This is a genomic window from Nitrosomonas marina (genome assembly GCF_900110145.1).
Taxonomy (GTDB): domain Bacteria; phylum Pseudomonadota; class Gammaproteobacteria; order Burkholderiales; family Nitrosomonadaceae; genus Nitrosomonas; species Nitrosomonas marina.
Window position 1 is genome coordinate 1 of the sequence record NZ_FOCP01000005.1, and the last position, 15805, is coordinate 15805.

The 15805-nt window shown below is 47.8% G+C and carries 10 protein-coding genes and 1 tRNA gene; 3 read left to right on the top strand and 8 right to left on the bottom strand.

The features are described 5' to 3' along the window. Positions 1–509 precede the first annotated feature (509 nt). Positions 510–585, bottom strand: a tRNA-Asn gene (locus BMX44_RS04605). A gap of 382 nt (positions 586–967) precedes the next feature. On the opposite strand from BMX44_RS04605, the gene BMX44_RS04610 reads away from it, so the two are divergent. After that, on the top strand, positions 968–1441 hold the full coding sequence (locus BMX44_RS04610) for a PepSY domain-containing protein (RefSeq protein WP_090628679.1): 474 nt from the start codon (positions 968–970) through the stop codon (positions 1439–1441). Between the two features lie 150 nt (positions 1442–1591). On the opposite strand, the gene BMX44_RS04615 is transcribed toward BMX44_RS04610, so the two are convergent. The 7 genes from BMX44_RS04615 to BMX44_RS04645 form a co-directional block, all read right to left on the bottom strand. Then, positions 1592–8035 carry a DUF4347 domain-containing protein gene (locus tag BMX44_RS04615; protein WP_090628681.1) on the bottom strand — a complete coding sequence of 2148 codons (6444 nt, stop codon included), beginning with the start codon at positions 8033–8035 and terminating at the stop codon, positions 1592–1594. A 699-nt stretch (positions 8036–8734) separates the two neighbouring features. After that, a complete protein-coding gene (gene mnmE, locus BMX44_RS04620) occupies positions 8735–10102 on the bottom strand; it encodes a tRNA uridine-5-carboxymethylaminomethyl(34) synthesis GTPase MnmE (RefSeq protein WP_090628684.1) in 1368 nt (455 codons plus the stop codon). 74 nt (positions 10103–10176) lie between these two features. Continuing rightward, on the bottom strand, positions 10177–12126 hold the full coding sequence (gene yidC, locus BMX44_RS04625) for a membrane protein insertase YidC (protein WP_090628687.1): 1950 nt from the start codon (positions 12124–12126) through the stop codon (positions 10177–10179). Positions 12127–12236: 110 nt separating this feature from the next. Beyond that, positions 12237–12446, bottom strand: coding sequence for a membrane protein insertion efficiency factor YidD (gene yidD / locus BMX44_RS04630; RefSeq protein WP_090628690.1), 210 nt, complete (start codon positions 12444–12446; stop codon positions 12237–12239). Beyond that, complete coding sequence (gene rnpA / locus BMX44_RS04635) at positions 12431–12835, bottom strand: ribonuclease P protein component (RefSeq protein WP_245738835.1); 405 nt, start codon at positions 12833–12835, stop codon at positions 12431–12433. Before rnpA ends, yidD begins: the two co-directional genes overlap by 16 nt. After that, a complete protein-coding gene (gene rpmH, locus BMX44_RS04640; RefSeq protein ID WP_090628691.1) occupies positions 12828–12962 on the bottom strand; it encodes a 50S ribosomal protein L34 in 135 nt (44 codons plus the stop codon). Before rpmH ends, rnpA begins: the two co-directional genes overlap by 8 nt. A 152-nt stretch (positions 12963–13114) precedes the next feature. Next, positions 13115–14215, bottom strand: coding sequence for a transglutaminase-like domain-containing protein (locus tag BMX44_RS04645; protein ID WP_090628693.1), 1101 nt, complete (start codon positions 14213–14215; stop codon positions 13115–13117). Positions 14216–14314: 99 nt separating this feature from the next. Here BMX44_RS04645 and BMX44_RS04650 point away from each other — a divergent pair, with 99 nt between their 5' ends. Together BMX44_RS04650 and xth are read left to right on the top strand one after the other, a co-directional pair. Further along, the gene (locus tag BMX44_RS04650; RefSeq protein WP_090628696.1) at positions 14315–14986 is read left to right on the top strand and encodes an alpha/beta hydrolase; all 672 of its coding nucleotides are present in this window, start codon (positions 14315–14317) and stop codon (positions 14984–14986) included. A 30-nt stretch (positions 14987–15016) separates the two neighbouring features. Then, entirely contained in the window at positions 15017–15787 is a 771-nt protein-coding gene (xth, locus tag BMX44_RS04655; RefSeq protein ID WP_090628698.1) for an exodeoxyribonuclease III, read from the top strand. Positions 15788–15805: the final 18 nt, after the last annotated feature.

Here is a 15805-nt window from a genome sequence, read left to right on the forward strand (position 1 = left end):
ACTTATCCACAGATGCGTAGTATCCTGCGATCTGTTTTACCCTGGTCAAATTTCAACCGTAATGGGTGGTCAATTTTAAACCGGTATCAACAGCTCATCATATTTGAAGGTTTTGCTTGATTATCGTAATACATTTGTTTATGTGTTAACACAGGAAAAATTGTTGATGTGATTACCAAGGGAAACCGACGGACTAATTACCAAGGAACTTTGTCTTAACACTTTATCAGTTGATTGGTAATTCTTTCGAAAAATACCAGAATTCAAAAGTAGAATTTCTTCTGAGATTTGCGAGCCATGATCATTCTGGCACTTACTGCATCCAGAAACAAACAATCACACAACAGCAAAGACAATCTGCTGTCACGATTTTGTCACGTCATGAATTTCAAATAATGCAAATGAATCCAGTGATTCTGATTTTTTGCGGCGGGAAAATTGGCAATATACCGACCCGAAACCCAAAAGTCCGGCGATCAGTGGCATCAGCAGTAAGTCCAAGAAAAGTATGGCTCCCCGACCAGGGCTCGAACCTGGGACCTGCGGATTAACAGTCCGTCGCTCTACCAACTGAGCTATCGGGGATTTGGTGAAGGGGTGAATCTTAACGGTTTGAACGATTCCGGTCAATACGGATCGCTGTTTAATTTAGGAAGTTCGAAAAAGCAAGCCCTGATAAAAATTTTCGCGGTCATTATTTCTCACTAAAGCGAGTTTATTAGCACCATAAAAATGCAAAAAGAGAATGTGAAAATAATCTTTGACACCTCGTGGTTTTCATACAAAATTTGCCCAAGGAAACCAATACACTTTTGTCTAAAGTTTTTTATTTTGTCCCGCCGGCATAATAACTTATCAGTATTACTACGTATTGACAATTGTTTGGGTGGAGTGTAAACAGAATTAACTGTTTTAATGATTCACGGTCATTTTTTTGTTCTTTTGAACAGATGCTTAGGAGAGATATATGAATACGCAATTTTGGATTATAGTGGTATTGGTTATTCTCTTTACCACCTCGGGCCAATTGGTCGCTGGCGAAAAAGAGGAAAACGAATTGCAGGTCCCCAAGGCAGTGCTTGATGCGTTTGAAAAGGCGTACCCGAACGCTCAAGAGGTGGAATTCGAAGAAGAAACGATTGATGGCAAAATCTTCTATGAAATCGAATACAAGGAAAACGGAAAAGAATTTGAAATTCTATATGATACTAATGGCGTGATTGTTCAGAAGGAAGAAACAATAGATATCAAGAATCTTCCTGATCAGATTGTTCAAGCTATTACCACGGCATACCCCAAAGCAACCATTGAAGAAGCAGAGAAACTAATGAAAGCTGATGGAACGGTTATTGGTTATGAAGTTGAAATTAAGACTGAAGGCAAAGAATATGAACTCGAATTGGACGCATCAGGGAAAATTCTGAAAACTGAAGAGGATTAAGTCAGTCATGATCAGTATTTTTTGCCATGATTTAGTTTGGTAATAATTGAAAAGTGACAATTGCTATAACCTGCTAATAAGATTACCGATCATCGAAATGTTTTATATGGAGTAGCTCAGGCCGGGTCTGAGCTACTCCAGCTAGCAAAACTAAACACCATCCACAAGCAATATATTGCCTATGGTTGTTATTGCTTCGTCGTTGATAGCAATATCCACTGCGAGCCATTTACGTGTCATATCGCCATTTTCCAGTTGTGACAGATGTTGTTCAAGCTCGGTATCGTTTACTTGTCTGTTCAGTGTCTGTTGATAAATTGTCTGAATATAATCCGTATCTGACAGGGTATTCAAATTAGCATTATTCTGAAACCAGCCCAGTATAATTTCGGGGCTGACACTATTAGCTATTGCTTCGCGACCCATTTGCCATTCATCAATGGTGGCATCGCGATCAAAGAAAGTCTTGAATAAACGTCCCAGGATACTTTCAACTGGATCATGCGCCAGCAAGACATTCTCTCCGCTGTCGAACGCGATCATTTCAGCATTTTCAAGACTTAGCATGGCACCGTCCTCCAGGCGCGTGATTTCAATTGTGTCACCTATCTGTTCCAGGTGAACATCATCACGATGGCCTGTCATTCGCAGCACATCATGCCCATCACCGCCATCGACTCTTAGTCCCAGCCCCATCGGCAGATAGCCCTGATCGTTAGCACTGCCACCAATCAGGTCGCGTACAACGTCCAGTTGAACAATATCAGGATTATTATCCAAACCTGCAAGTAATTCGTCGATTGTTTTGTCTTTGAGATCAATAGCCTCAGGCATATTCTGAAACGCCCTGACGATACCATTGATATCAGCGTCATGCCAGTTTTGTACAGCATGGCCTTCGGTGGTTGTTAAATCCCTTCCTAACCAGGTTTTGACCAGATGATGAGCGGCAACTTCCACTACAGAATGGGCGATCGCCAGACTTGGGCCGGTTTCAAATTGCACCAGTTCGGTATCGCTCAGCGTATCCGTCTCACCGTTTTGATGTGTGAGTGTTACCTGGTTGCTGCTGACCGTGATCTGATAATCCGATAGTTCGCCAGACTGAATGGCGGTATCGAATCCGAGTCCACCATTCAGTTTGTCGTTGCCACTACCACCCGTGAGGATATCATTTCCGGCACCGCCGTAAACGATATCATTCCCGGCGTCTCCAGCTGTCTGGTCGTCGCCACCCAAGCTACCGATAGTATCGTCACCCCCGCCGCCAAATAGTATATCGTCATCCGGCCCCAGTACGATGAACTGATCCAGGTTGTCGCCAACTACGACATTTTCCCCGTCACCACCCGTGACGCGCACTGCGCCGATAATGGCTGCAAATGCTACATTCTTGAGTTGCATAATGGTTCCCGATGGCATATCGGCAGCGTTGATGATTAATGCCTGCATACCGTCATCCGGCAGGTTGGAGCCATTGATAATCACGGGCAAACCCGCGTTTTCGTTACTGTCAGCTGAGAATGAAATGGTGTGCACAGAAACTTTATCGGTTTGCGTCAATGAAGCGATAAAATTCCTTCCGTGAACAATCATTTCCGATGAGAGGTTAGTATCGTTGACAGCTTCTTGTTCAATACGATTGACCAGGTCGTTGATGGCACTCTGTGTATCCATCGGTCCGGGTTGACCGTTGACAGATACCCCTATTCCAGCAGGCAGACCTACGGCCAGAACAGGATTACCAGAAAGACTGGTCAGAATGGAAATGTCCGCATGTGTTTCATTTTCAGAATCCGGATCGTCTATACGCGCATTATCAACGATCGGAACAGTCAGCGTAGTCGATCCGTCCGCTTCAGCTTCGGCAGCTATGGTGACGCCATCAGATGTTTTTGTACCCGGCTCTGATGTGCCTGGCGAGGTTGTCGTACCGCCACCGCCAGATGGTGGTGTCACTGCCGGTACGGTAGTGCCATTGCCTGTCGCATTAGCCCAAATGCTATTGCCTGTCGCGTCAACGATATTGATAGCGGCATCAGCGCCGGCTGCCCAGTCTTCTGCAGCGGCCAGATTGTATATAATGCCGCCGGTTGATGAGGTGCCGTTTTTATTAATGATCTGGTTGACAGCAGCTTTGTCGGTTGCGCTTAGGATCAGTGCAAACTCAGTACCTGAAGTAATGTCTGCATTGGCCGTATCGGTCAGCGTATATGTTTCACCATCTTCGCCCGTAATGGTGAATTTATTGGCGATAATATCATTTGCAGCACCGCTGGCGCTTTTAAAACCAGTGCCTGTCACAATCAGCGCACCTGTACTTGCATAGTATATAGCTGAGGTGATGGCGGGGACAGGAACGTTACTGACAGTGATGCCATTGCCGGATTGATCTGATGTATCGCCGGCTGTAACACCACTATTCCAATCATCTGCTGTCGCCAGATTGTAGGTGGTGCTGTCAACAGATTCAGTGCCGTTTTTGTTGACAATTTGATTGACCGCCGCCTTGTCCGCAGCGCTGAGCATGATCGTAAATTGCGTAGCGGAATCACGCTCAACATCCGGCGAGTCAGTCAAGGTATAGGTCGAGCCACCTTCCCCAGTAAAAGTTAATGCGGAAGTGTCAATATCAGCTCCACCACCATTGGCCTGGATATTGGCTCCTGCAACAACCAGGGTGCCGGTATCGGCATTATAAACTGCAGATATTATTCTTGGATTTGCAACGATGGCCACTGTAGAACTCACCGTCAGCGCGGCCGTATCGTCACCACCGTTTACCGTGCCGCCGCTATCGGTCAGGCTGGTGATGGTCACCACCCGATTGCTGGTGTTTGGATTATTGCTGTTGTTTTGATAGCTAATGTCGTCGATCAGAATCTGCGTAGCCGCTGCCGACAGCGTTCCACCCGTAAGACTCACGGTGGCGGTAGTGCCGGCCACAGACACGCTGTAGTTCAGGCCGTTGGTGGCGGTAATGCCTGATGCCCCGTCCGTGAGTTCAATCGATGTCCCGTCTGTATTGAGTATTTCATCAGAACCGTCATTAACATTGGTTACCGTGAGCGTTAATGCTGACAGCGTTTGCCCGCTTTCGACTGTAGAAGCTGACGCGCCGCTGAACAGGCCGGCTGCAGCGCCGCCTTCGGTAAAAGTTGGATTGGAACCTGTAGCAGTTAATGTGGGCTCGTCATTAACCCCAGAGATTGTAACAGTTGAAGCAACCGCCAGTGCGGCCGTATCGTCACCACCGTTTGCCGTGCCGCCGCTGTCGGTCAGGCTGGTGATGGTCACCACGCGGTTGCTGGTATTTGGAGCACTGCTGTTGTTCTGGTAGCTGATGCCGTCGATCAAAGTCTGCGTAGCTGCTGTTGACAGCGTTCCACCCGTAAGACTCACGGTGGCGGTAGTGCCGGCCACCGACACGCTGTAATTCAGGCCGTTGGTGGCGGTAATGCCTGATGTCCCGTCCGTGAGCTCAATCGATGTGCCGTCTGTATTGAGTATTTCATCAGAACCGTCATTAACATTGGCTACCGTGAGCGTTAATGCTGACAGCGTTTGCCCGCTTTCGACTGTAGAAGCTGCCGCGCCACTGAACAGGCCGGCTGCAGCGCCCCCTTCGGTAAAGGTCGGGTTGCTGCCGTTGGCGGTCAATGTCGGCTCGTCGTTGTTCTGGACCACGGTCACCGTGGACGCGACAGCCAGCGATCCCGTGTTGTCGCCGCCATTGGCGGTACCGCCGTTGTCCTGAATGCTGGTCAGCGTCACTACGCGATTGCTCGTACTCGGGCTGTTGCTGTTGTTCTGGTAACTCATGTTGTCGATCAGCGTTTGAGTCGCCGCAACCGACAGATTGCCGCCGGTCATGGTAACCGTGGCAGTCGTGCCAATGACCATCACGCTGTAATTCAGACTGTTACCGGCGGTGCTGCCGTTGGTGCCGTGGGTCAGCACAATCGTGGTACCGTCAACATTGATACGCTCGTTGCTGCCATTGGTAACGTTGGTGATGGTGAAGCTTAACCCTGTGATGTTCTGACCGGATTCAACGGTGTCGATGCTGGTGCCGCTGAACAGGCTCGCCGCAGCCCCGTTTTCGGTAAAGGTCGGATTACTCGCATTGGCCGTGAGTGTGGGCTCGTCATTGACACCAACAACTGTAACGGTGCTCGCAACGGCGATTGAGGCGGTATCATCGCCACCGTTGGCCGTTCCACCGCTATCCTGAATGCTGGTCAGTGTCACCACGCGGCTGCTGGTGCCCGGCGTGTTGCTGTTGTTTTGATAGCTCATGTTGTCGAGCATAGTTTGGGTGGCTGCAGTTGATAAGGTGCCCCCCGTCAACGAGACAGTCGCCGTCGTACCGATCACCATCACGCTGTAGTTCAAACTATTGGTGGCAGTTGAGCCACTGGTGCCATGGGTTAAAACAACAGCGGTACCGTCGATATTAATGATTTCGCTGATGCCGTTGGTCACGTTGGTGACGGTAAAGGTAACCCCTTTAATCGTCTGGCCTGCCTCTACGGTGCTGATGCTGGCACCGCTGAACAGGCTGCCCGCAGCGCCCCCTTCGGTAAAGGTCGGGTTGCTGCCGTTGGCGGTCAATGTCGGCTCGTCGTTGTTCTGGACCACGGTCACCGTGGACGCGACAGCCAGCGATCCCGTGTTGTCACCGCCATTGGCGGTACCGCCACTGTCCTGAATGCTGGTCAGCGTCACTACGCGATTGCTCGTACTCGGGGAGTTACTGTTGTTCTGGTAACTCATGTTGTCGATCATGGTTTGCGCGGCAGCTGCAGACAGGCTTCCGCCGGTCAGGGAAATTGTGGCCGTGGTGCCGATTACACTCACACTGTAATTGAGACTGTTGGACGCCGTTGAACCATTGGTACCATGGGTCAGGACAATCGTTGTACCATCGACGTTGATGCGTTCATTGCTTCCATTGGTCACATTGGTGACAGTAAAGGTTAATCCGGAAACAGTTTGTCCGGATTCAACGGTGCTGATGCTGGCACCGCTGAACAGGCTGCCCGCAGCGCCTCCCTCGGTAAAGGTCGGGTTGCTGCCGTTCGCAGTGAGGGTTGGCTCGTCATTGACCGCAGTCATTACCACGGTACGGGTATCGGAGCCACTCGCGGCATTCTTGTCAGTAGCAGTAAACGTGACCGTCCGGTTGGATGTGCCTGGATCATCGGTAGTAGAATCATAGCGAATCGATTGCAAGACTTCCTGAACATTGGCGTTGGTTGCGTCGGAATCAAAGGTTACAGTCAGCTTGGTTCCGCCCGTGACGATGCCACCCGAGGCACTCAGATCGCCAATATCCGTACCGTTAGCGAAAATATTGGTGCCGCTGATGGTAATTGCGGTTCCGTCCCCGTCGCTGTCGACAATACTGATCCGGTCACCGGCTTCAGCATTGCCGGTAATTTGCGCAGAGAGACTGCCGCCGTTCCATTCGGCATCACCGTCAGCGTCACTGACTGCGCCGGCACCATCGAATTGTGTAGCAGCGCTCCCTTCGGTATATGCCAGATTAGTATCGTTGATGGAAATTGAAGGGGTGGCATTAGGGCTGATTTCTGAGCCAGCCCTCAGATTATCCATAAAAATCCAATGGGTATTCGCCGCAAATTTGGCCTCATCCACGGATCCCCAATTTAGCGTCCATGTTCCTGAGGAAGTATCAGCTGCGTTGAAAGTCTGAGATTCGACTTGAACACCATCGCGAAACCCATAGAAAGTTAATGAGGCATTAGCAGGATTTCCGGCCGTATCAATCACATAATCAATACTGGTCAATTTGAAATTCGATGAATCGCTTGTGTAGACGCGCGTGCCAGTGGTGTTTACATTATCTGTAAAGGACCCTTCATGTGGATAAATACCGGTTTCTCCACCAAATCCGTTGAACCGGAAACCGTCGTAAGAAATATCATCAATGACTGTTCCATTGGCGATAACCGCGGTATCTGCCAGCCCCAGGCCTTCATAGTTCGATGTCTGGTCGCCGGAAACTGGTAATGCGAGGACGCTACCATATGAGTCGATAAAATATTTCGCCAATGGTAACGATGCTTCGATTGCTCCTGTCGCTACCTCGAGTTGCCAGTCACCCTGCAACGCGTTTGCACCCGTCAAATCATCTGAAGCAGCGATGTCGGCCCCGGTCATACGAGTCATTGCAGTCAGCAAATCAACACCTGAACCGGTTGCGAGATTACACCCATAAAGCAGAATGTCGCCATCCGGAGACATGGCAGAACCAATTGTTGCCAAGGCCTCTGCATACTCGACGATATTTTCAGATGTCAGTTCCAGGTCACCTAATAACAATTTTCCTTCTGCACCATGGGAAAAAACGTGAATACTGTCAATATCGGACCGTCCATCGAGTCTCTCCGCCAGACTCGCCAATCCGTCGCCACCATTGATCAGAACTACTTCGGTTCCCGGATCCAGCTGCCCGATCAACGTTTCATAATCATCTATCGCCGTATCCACCACAGCAAGTGTGACTGCAGAATCAGCTGATAAATGAGATTTCGACAGATTGGATTGATTGGGTCGGAATGTTGACATAACGCAAAACACCTTAATAATTTAGAGAAAACAGCATTTAAAATAATTATTGCTTACCAGCTTCTGGATTCTAGCAATGCACTTTTGCTAATCATCAGGCAAATACTAATATCTCCTGTCATTTCTTGATAACTTAAAATAAGGCGTATTTCACCGCTTTTAGCGCATCATCATTCGACACGGCCGCTCAAAAGCATTTATTTCAGAGTACGTCAGTGAATCGCGATAAACCCGTTACCTGACAGGTTGTGCAGATACATTACCGGGTTTTTCGGTCAGATTTAACAGGCCAATCAACCCTGTATTTGATGAATTTTTACAGGTAGGAATCATGAGAATTACCCTTTTAGGTTTTAATAAAAACATGCACTTCTATCAAAACCGGTAACTCTCACTTTTTTTTCGCAGGCTATGTGCCAGTTCAAGACTGAATATATTCGCACAAACCGCATCGGTCCGTTACGATATAAATTTTATCTCCAGTTTAGAGAATTAATCGCCGTATCCGTTAGCAGCATATAAGTTCCTCGTCCAAACCAGGTACACAAACCTTGTCCAGGTATATACATGGAGAAAATTTGGACAATAAAAAAGCAAGCTGTTGGCAGATTTTTTGAGACAATATGAGACAAATATTATAGTAATAATAAACACTTATTATTTATTTTGGTATCCTGCCGGACATTATGGAACACACAGTTATTTTCCAATACAAAAACGAGAAAAAATTTCGCCGAGCAAGTCGTCCGCCGTGAAGCGGCCGGTAATAGATGATAAGGCATCCTGGGCAATTCTAAGCTCTTCTGCAAGCAACACCCACTCAGATTCCTGTTCGCCGTGCTCGCTCGCTTTGTTCAAATGAACCTGAGTACGTTTCAGTGCTTCGAGGTGTCGTTGTCTGGCCATGAACAGCCCTTCTCCTGCCTGCCCCGTCTGCCAGCCAGCCGCATGAAGAATCTGTTCACGCAACAGGTCAATTCCCGCGCCTGTTTTCGCGGACAAAAAAACATTTACAGTATTTTCGTGTGATTGAGTCCGGGCGGACAGATCAATCAGGTCTATTTTGTTAAACACGTTGATATGAGGTTTATCGTCAGAGAATACCTGCATTGCTTTGCTGTTGACATCCGTTTCATCGCGACTGATGTCCGTGAGGCGAATGAGAATATCGGCATTTCTGATGGCAGCCTGCGTGCGTTCGATGCCCTTTTGCTCGACAATATCGGATGTTTCCCTTAAACCCGCAGTATCAATGATGTGAACGGGAACGCCCGACAGAGTGACAGTTTTCTGTATGCTGTCACGCGTGGTACCAGGAATTTCTGTAACGATGGCAACATCGTCTTCGGCTAGCTGATTTAGCAGACTGGACTTACCAACGTTCGGTTCCCCGACCAGCACCGCTTTAATACCTTCCTGTAGCAAATTACCCTGGTGTGCCGAGACCAGAATATCATTTAATTGAGTCTTGAGTTCGGCAAGCTGTTTATTGACAGCTTCATTATGCAAATCCTCAATTTCTTCTTCAGGAAAATCAAGTGTGGCCTCAATCAGCATGCGTAGATTTATTAATGATTGCACCAGCTTATCGATAGTCTCAGAGAAGCGTCCCTGCAGGGAACGAGCGGCGCAACGTGCTGCCTGACTCGTACTGGCGTCGATAATATCAGCAACACTCTCGGCCTGAACCAGGTCCAGTTTCTGATTCAGATATGCGCGTAATGTGAATTCACCGGGGCGCGCCATACGTGCTCCACAGTTGAGACACTCGTTTAGCAGTAAATTCATGATGGCAGGGCCGCCATGACCCTGCAATTCCAGAACGTCTTCCCCGGTATATGAGTTCGGCGCGGGAAAATAGAGTGCCAGACCTTCATCAAGGATTTCTCCATGCATATCCGAAAACCGGGAAAAATGTGCATAGCGTGGTTTCGGCAGCCCGCCCAGGATCGCATTTGCGATGCCTGCCAGGTTTTTTCCTGAAATACGTACTATGCCAACGCCACCCTTGCCGGGTGGCGTTGCAATAGCAGCAATGATATCAGGTTGATCCGGTTGCACGGGCATGTCGCCTTGTTTATGCTGAGTGATATGAGCTGCTCAGCAACAAGCTCGATAGCGCCAGTTGCAAACTGAAACCGCTATTTTCTCCTGCCTTTTCGCCCCTTGCTCCGACGGGCACCGGCTGCAGGCTTGGGTTTGGGTTTAGCTTTTTCAGATTCAGATTGCGGTTTTTTTGATTTAACGCTTTCATCCTCTTTTTCAATGAGTTCGGCGTCCTCAATATTGCTGTCTTCCGTTGCTTCGGTATTCTTGGCATGAGTCAATTGCTGGGTCTCTTCGGAAGCGCCTGATTCCAAATCATCTGCAATACCCTTGCCTTTTGTTTTGCCTTTACTTTTTTTCTCCTCCTCCTCTTCGGACTTCTTCTCGAACATACGTGTAATCTGCCATTGTTGCAGTATTGACAATATGTTGTTGCACAGCGAATACAGCACCAGTCCAGCCGGGAAAAAGAAGAAAAATATACTGAAAGCGACCGGCATGATCTGCATGACTTTGGCCTGAATCGGATCAGTCGGTTTCGGGCTCAACTTGGATTGAATGTACATGGATACACCCATTATCAACGGCAGGACGTAGTATGGATCCGGTACAGACATGTCGGTAATCCACAGCGCCAGTGGTGCGTAACGTAATTCGACGGCGGCCAATAAAGTCCAGAACAAAGCGATAAACACCGGAATCTGGACCAGAATCGGCAAACACCCTCCCAGCGGATTGATTTTTTCCTGCTTGTAAAATTCCATCATGGCCTGGTGCATTCGCTGCCTATCACTGGCGTATTGCTCGCGGATACGTTGCAGCTTTGGAGTAACGACACGCAACTTGGCCATTGATCGATAACCGGCTGCCGACAGCGGAAAGAATATTAGCTTGACAGTGACTGTTAACAGAATAATGGCAATGCCCCAGTTATCAACATAGGAATGATAAAAAGAAAGCAACCAGAACAGCGGTTTCGCCAGCACTGTCAACCAGCCATAATCCACGGTCAAATCGAGGCCTGGTGATAGTTCGGCAAGCTTATCCTGCTCCTGCGGACCCGCATAAAACGGCATGGAAACGGCTTGTGTTCGTCCTGTTTCGATCGCACCGACAGGTGCGATCACACCAGCAGTATACTGATTGTGCGCCAACTGCTTTACATAGTACTCACGAGGCTCACCCTGCTCTGGCAGCCATGCAGTCAAGAAATAGTGCTCAAGCATGGCAACCCAGCCGTTATCAGCATTGGTTGGATATTCTGCCTTATTTTTATCCAAATCGGAGAATTTGACTTTAAGAAATTTCTCTTCTTCCGTATAGAGTGCCGGACCAGTATAGGAATGCACCAGAAAGCCCTGGCCTGTAGGTTCTTTGGCATCCCGAAGCATCTGAAAATAAGAAAATGGCAGAATTGTTTCGCCGCTATGATTGGTAATTTCAAACTTTACATCTATGACATATGAACCGCGATGAAAGGTGTATATTTTGGCCACCTGGATACCATTTTTCTCTGGCGCCAGCAGGCGGATACTAACGCTGTCTTCACCGGGATTTAGCTCATAATGGTATTTATTCGAATCAACGGTATATTTTGTTTTGTGAGTTGGCAGATCATCGCCGATTAATCCCGATTGAGAAATCTGAAATCGTGCAGTCTGGTCAAGTAACAACTCGTAAGGTTGAGTTTCATCTTCTCGTGATGGATGCTTCAATAATCCAAGCTTGCGAATATCACCACCTGCCGTATCGATCTCGGCAACCACCATATCGGTTGTTACGTGTACTTTTTCGCCGATTTCAAATAAATTTGGGGTAACTGATGGTGAAACGCCGTCTATACTTGAAGCAACCTCGGAGCCACTCGTTGCGGCAAGTTCATCGCCCGGTACCGGTAACGGATCGTGACGCTGACTACTGCCATCGGCCTGAGGTGTCGGTATTGCCTGTGAAGCTGGAGGTTGAATTTCTTTTTGCCAGGATTCCCATAAAAGCAACAGGGAAGTCGACAAAATGATAATGAGTATAAGTTTTCTTGTTTCCATTTTTATCTGGTCAGATTAATTATATGACGTCATTGATTTACGCATTTGTTCAATACGACGTCGCTGTTTTGGTTTAATACTCGCAATGGCCTCACTTCTACAGAAGATTGTTAAGGCACGGGTTCATATCCGCCTTTGCACCAGGGATTACACCGTAAAATACGCCAGACACTCAACCGCATACCATGCAGGAAACCATATTTTGCAAAAGCTTCGCATGCATATTGAGAACAGGTCGGCGTAAACCGGCATGAAGGTGCCATCATAGGACTAATGCAGTATTGATAGAGTCTTATAAGACCGATCATGAATCGTGACATTTTTTTAGTAATTGATGCATCAGCAATCTGATTTCAGCATTGAATTGCTTTGAAATATCTGCGGTTATCGGGAGCTGCAAGCGCATAACCCAGTCCATCTGGACAGTATTACCACAACCCTGAAACGTTCGAAACGTTTCTCTAAATACCCGCTTGATTCGGTTGCGTTTGACTGCGCTGCGCTCTACTTTTTTGGAAACGATTAACCCCAGGCGTGAAAACGACAACCCATTCGGTTTGGCATAAACCTGGATATAGTTTCCCCGAGCCTGATGCCTGTAGTTAAAGACGGCAGCAAATGCGTTTGCACAGCGTAACCGGCGGTTCCTTGACAGAAGGTGTTTTTTTACGCTAATAGGTCTGTTCGTTAGATTATCAGACCTAGACACTCAATCTGGCACGCCCCTTGGCACGTCGTGCTTTAATTACAGCGGCGCCGCCTCGCGTCTTCATGCGTACAAGAAACCCGTGTGTGCGTTTCCTCTTGGTTACAGATGGCTGAAAAGTACGTTTCATTATGAATTCTCTCTCGTATTGGTTTTAATCAATAAAACCGTATATTACAACCTGTTATACGACTCTGTGTCAACTCTTTTTGCGATACGCCCAGCCTGATCCGGATTCCGATGGATTATCAGACAGCATGTATCGCGATTAAAACGAATCGTCTAGAACTTTGCTCCCGTTCCAATCAGCTCAGCCGATGCAATCCGATAACTGAATGTATCTGGATTCAGACTGTCCAGTGTCTCATTTTCGATCTCGGCATGCGGGAATAAAAAGAAGGGCAGTTTTCCAGCTTTGCTGTTCGACAACTGGATATCCTGCATATGATTAAATGTAATCCAGTTCATTTCCCAAGAACCAAAGAATTCGTCCCGCAAATGCGCAATTTCTGACGCATCGCGTTCAAGTTTGTCGAGTGTGGCCACTTTACAGACATCTGCGGGATTAACAGGCACCCAGCCAAGATTATTCAAATAAAATTCCGCGCGGCTGTGCTGGGCATGGCTGATATCGGTCTGCCGGCCGAGCTTGTCATTCACCTCGGAATTCATCATGCGGATACCGTACTGAACTCGTGCAGGTATGCCAACTGACCGGGCCAATCCGACAAACAGTGAGTGTATGTCGACACACTTGCCACTGAGCCGGCTGTTCTCCAGCATGAATCTGACATCGCCCGTACCACGGCCGGGTGTCGTCACGTCATGCTGGAAATGGTCAATCAGCCAGTCATAAATCGAACGCGCTTTATCAAGCGTGGCCTGGTTCTCGTCGTAGATAATGGAATACGCCACGTCCCTGACAATACCGTCAACAGGTATCAACCGTGTTGGTTGGAGGAAAATGCGTACATTGTCCGGTATCGCAGCATTGCTTGCAGCATGATAGCGCTCAATATCGACAGCGTGATGAGATGTTTTAATAATGCACTGCACAGATGCCTTGCGTTCTCCTTCGCCGCGCCACTCAGCCATAAAGACAGGAAATTTTTCATTGCCAAAGGTTGTAAATTGGGCCTGTGACGCGTTGCCTGACCAGTTATTACCCTGAGTGTATTGATAACCGGGCTCAAGAGAATTGGGCAACGGCAGCCATAACCGTGCATTTTTGCCGTTTGCAGGTAAATTCACCTCATAGGTCAGGCGAAAACTGTTCCATTTTTCATAATCCAGCCCCCGATTACCGGCAGATAGCGAAAATGCTTTTATAGGCATTAATAGTGCGCCCGAGCCCACAATTTTGATAAAATCCCTGCGTTTCATAAATAGTCTCTGTAAGATTGTTTGAGTTTGAGTAATTGCCTGCTGGCGAATTTTATCGTATCGTTCACTTTAGTCAATGCAGTGCATTGACCACTTTACATGTCACCAACTGATTTATTGCCCAAGGTAGAAATTGAAACAATGCGCGACCCGGTTTTTACGATCATCTGGTTGCATGGTCTTGGGGCTGATGGAAATGATTTTGTTCCGATTATCAACGAATTGGCATCATCACAGAAAGGAATTCGTTTTATATTTCCGCATGCACCGATGCGTCCGGTTACTGTCAATAATGGCTATGTCATGCGTGCATGGTACGATATCTACGGTGCCAAAATGGATTCGAGCGAAGATGAAGCCGGTATCAGAGATGCGCAGAAAGCCATTGATGCTTTGATTAATCATGAGATCCAGCGCGGCACTGCTGCACACAATATTGTCCTCGCCGGTTTTTCACAGGGTGGGGCTATTGCACTGCAAACAGGTCTGCGCCAAAAAAACAGACTGGCAGGCATAATGGCATTGTCATGCTATCTGCCGCTGGCAAATTACCTCGCCGTCGAAGCGCACGCCAATAATACAGCGGTTCCTATTCTGATGGCACATGGCGCATACGATCCGATTGTACCGATATCGCTGGCTACCGCTTCAAGAGATAACTTGCTTCAAACCAATTATACAGTCGAGTGGCATGAGTACCCAATGGAACATACTGTTTGCATGCAGGAAATCAATGATATCGATAGCTGGCTTCAGCGTGTTTTATCATAGCTGCCGCTGAATAGAAAGGATGATGAAAACATGAAACTGGCAACCTGGAACGTCAATTCACTGAAAGTCAGGTTGCCGCAGGTCCTGGATTGGCTCCAAAAACATCAGCCGGATGTACTTTGCTTGCAAGAAACCAAGCTGATCGATGAAAATTTTCCGCTGGAAGAGATCGCAGATGCAGGTTATCAATCTGTTTATGCCGGACAGAAAACCTTCAACGGTGTTGCCATTCTCAGCAAACAAAAAAGCGATGCCGTGTTAACCGCCATACCCGGTTTTGATGACGAACAAAAGCGGGTAATAGCTGCAACCATTGATGGACTCCGCATAATATGCATCTATGTGCCCAATGGCGAAGCAGTAGGATCGCAAAAATATGATTATAAGCTCAAATGGTTGCCGGCGCTGACCGAATGGATGCGCAACGAACTCAGTATTCATGCAAAACTGGCCGTATTAGGCGATTACAATATCGCGCCGGATGACCGGGACGTTCACGACCCCGAGGCCTGGGCCGGGAAGGTACTATGTAGCCAGCAGGAACGCGATGCTTTTGGCCAATTGTTAAATCTGGGCCTTGAGGACAGTTTTCGGTTATTTGATCAGCCTGAAAAATCCTACAGCTGGTGGGATTACCGCATGATGGCTTTCCGCCGTAACAAAGGATTGCGCATCGATCACATCTTGTTAAGTCAGACACTGGCGCAAAGTTGTACCGCATGCTGGATAGACAAAACAACCCGCAAACTGGAACGCCCATCTGATCATGCACCGGTAGTGGTCGAGTTGACTGCATGTTAACTGGCGAAAAAGGTGATA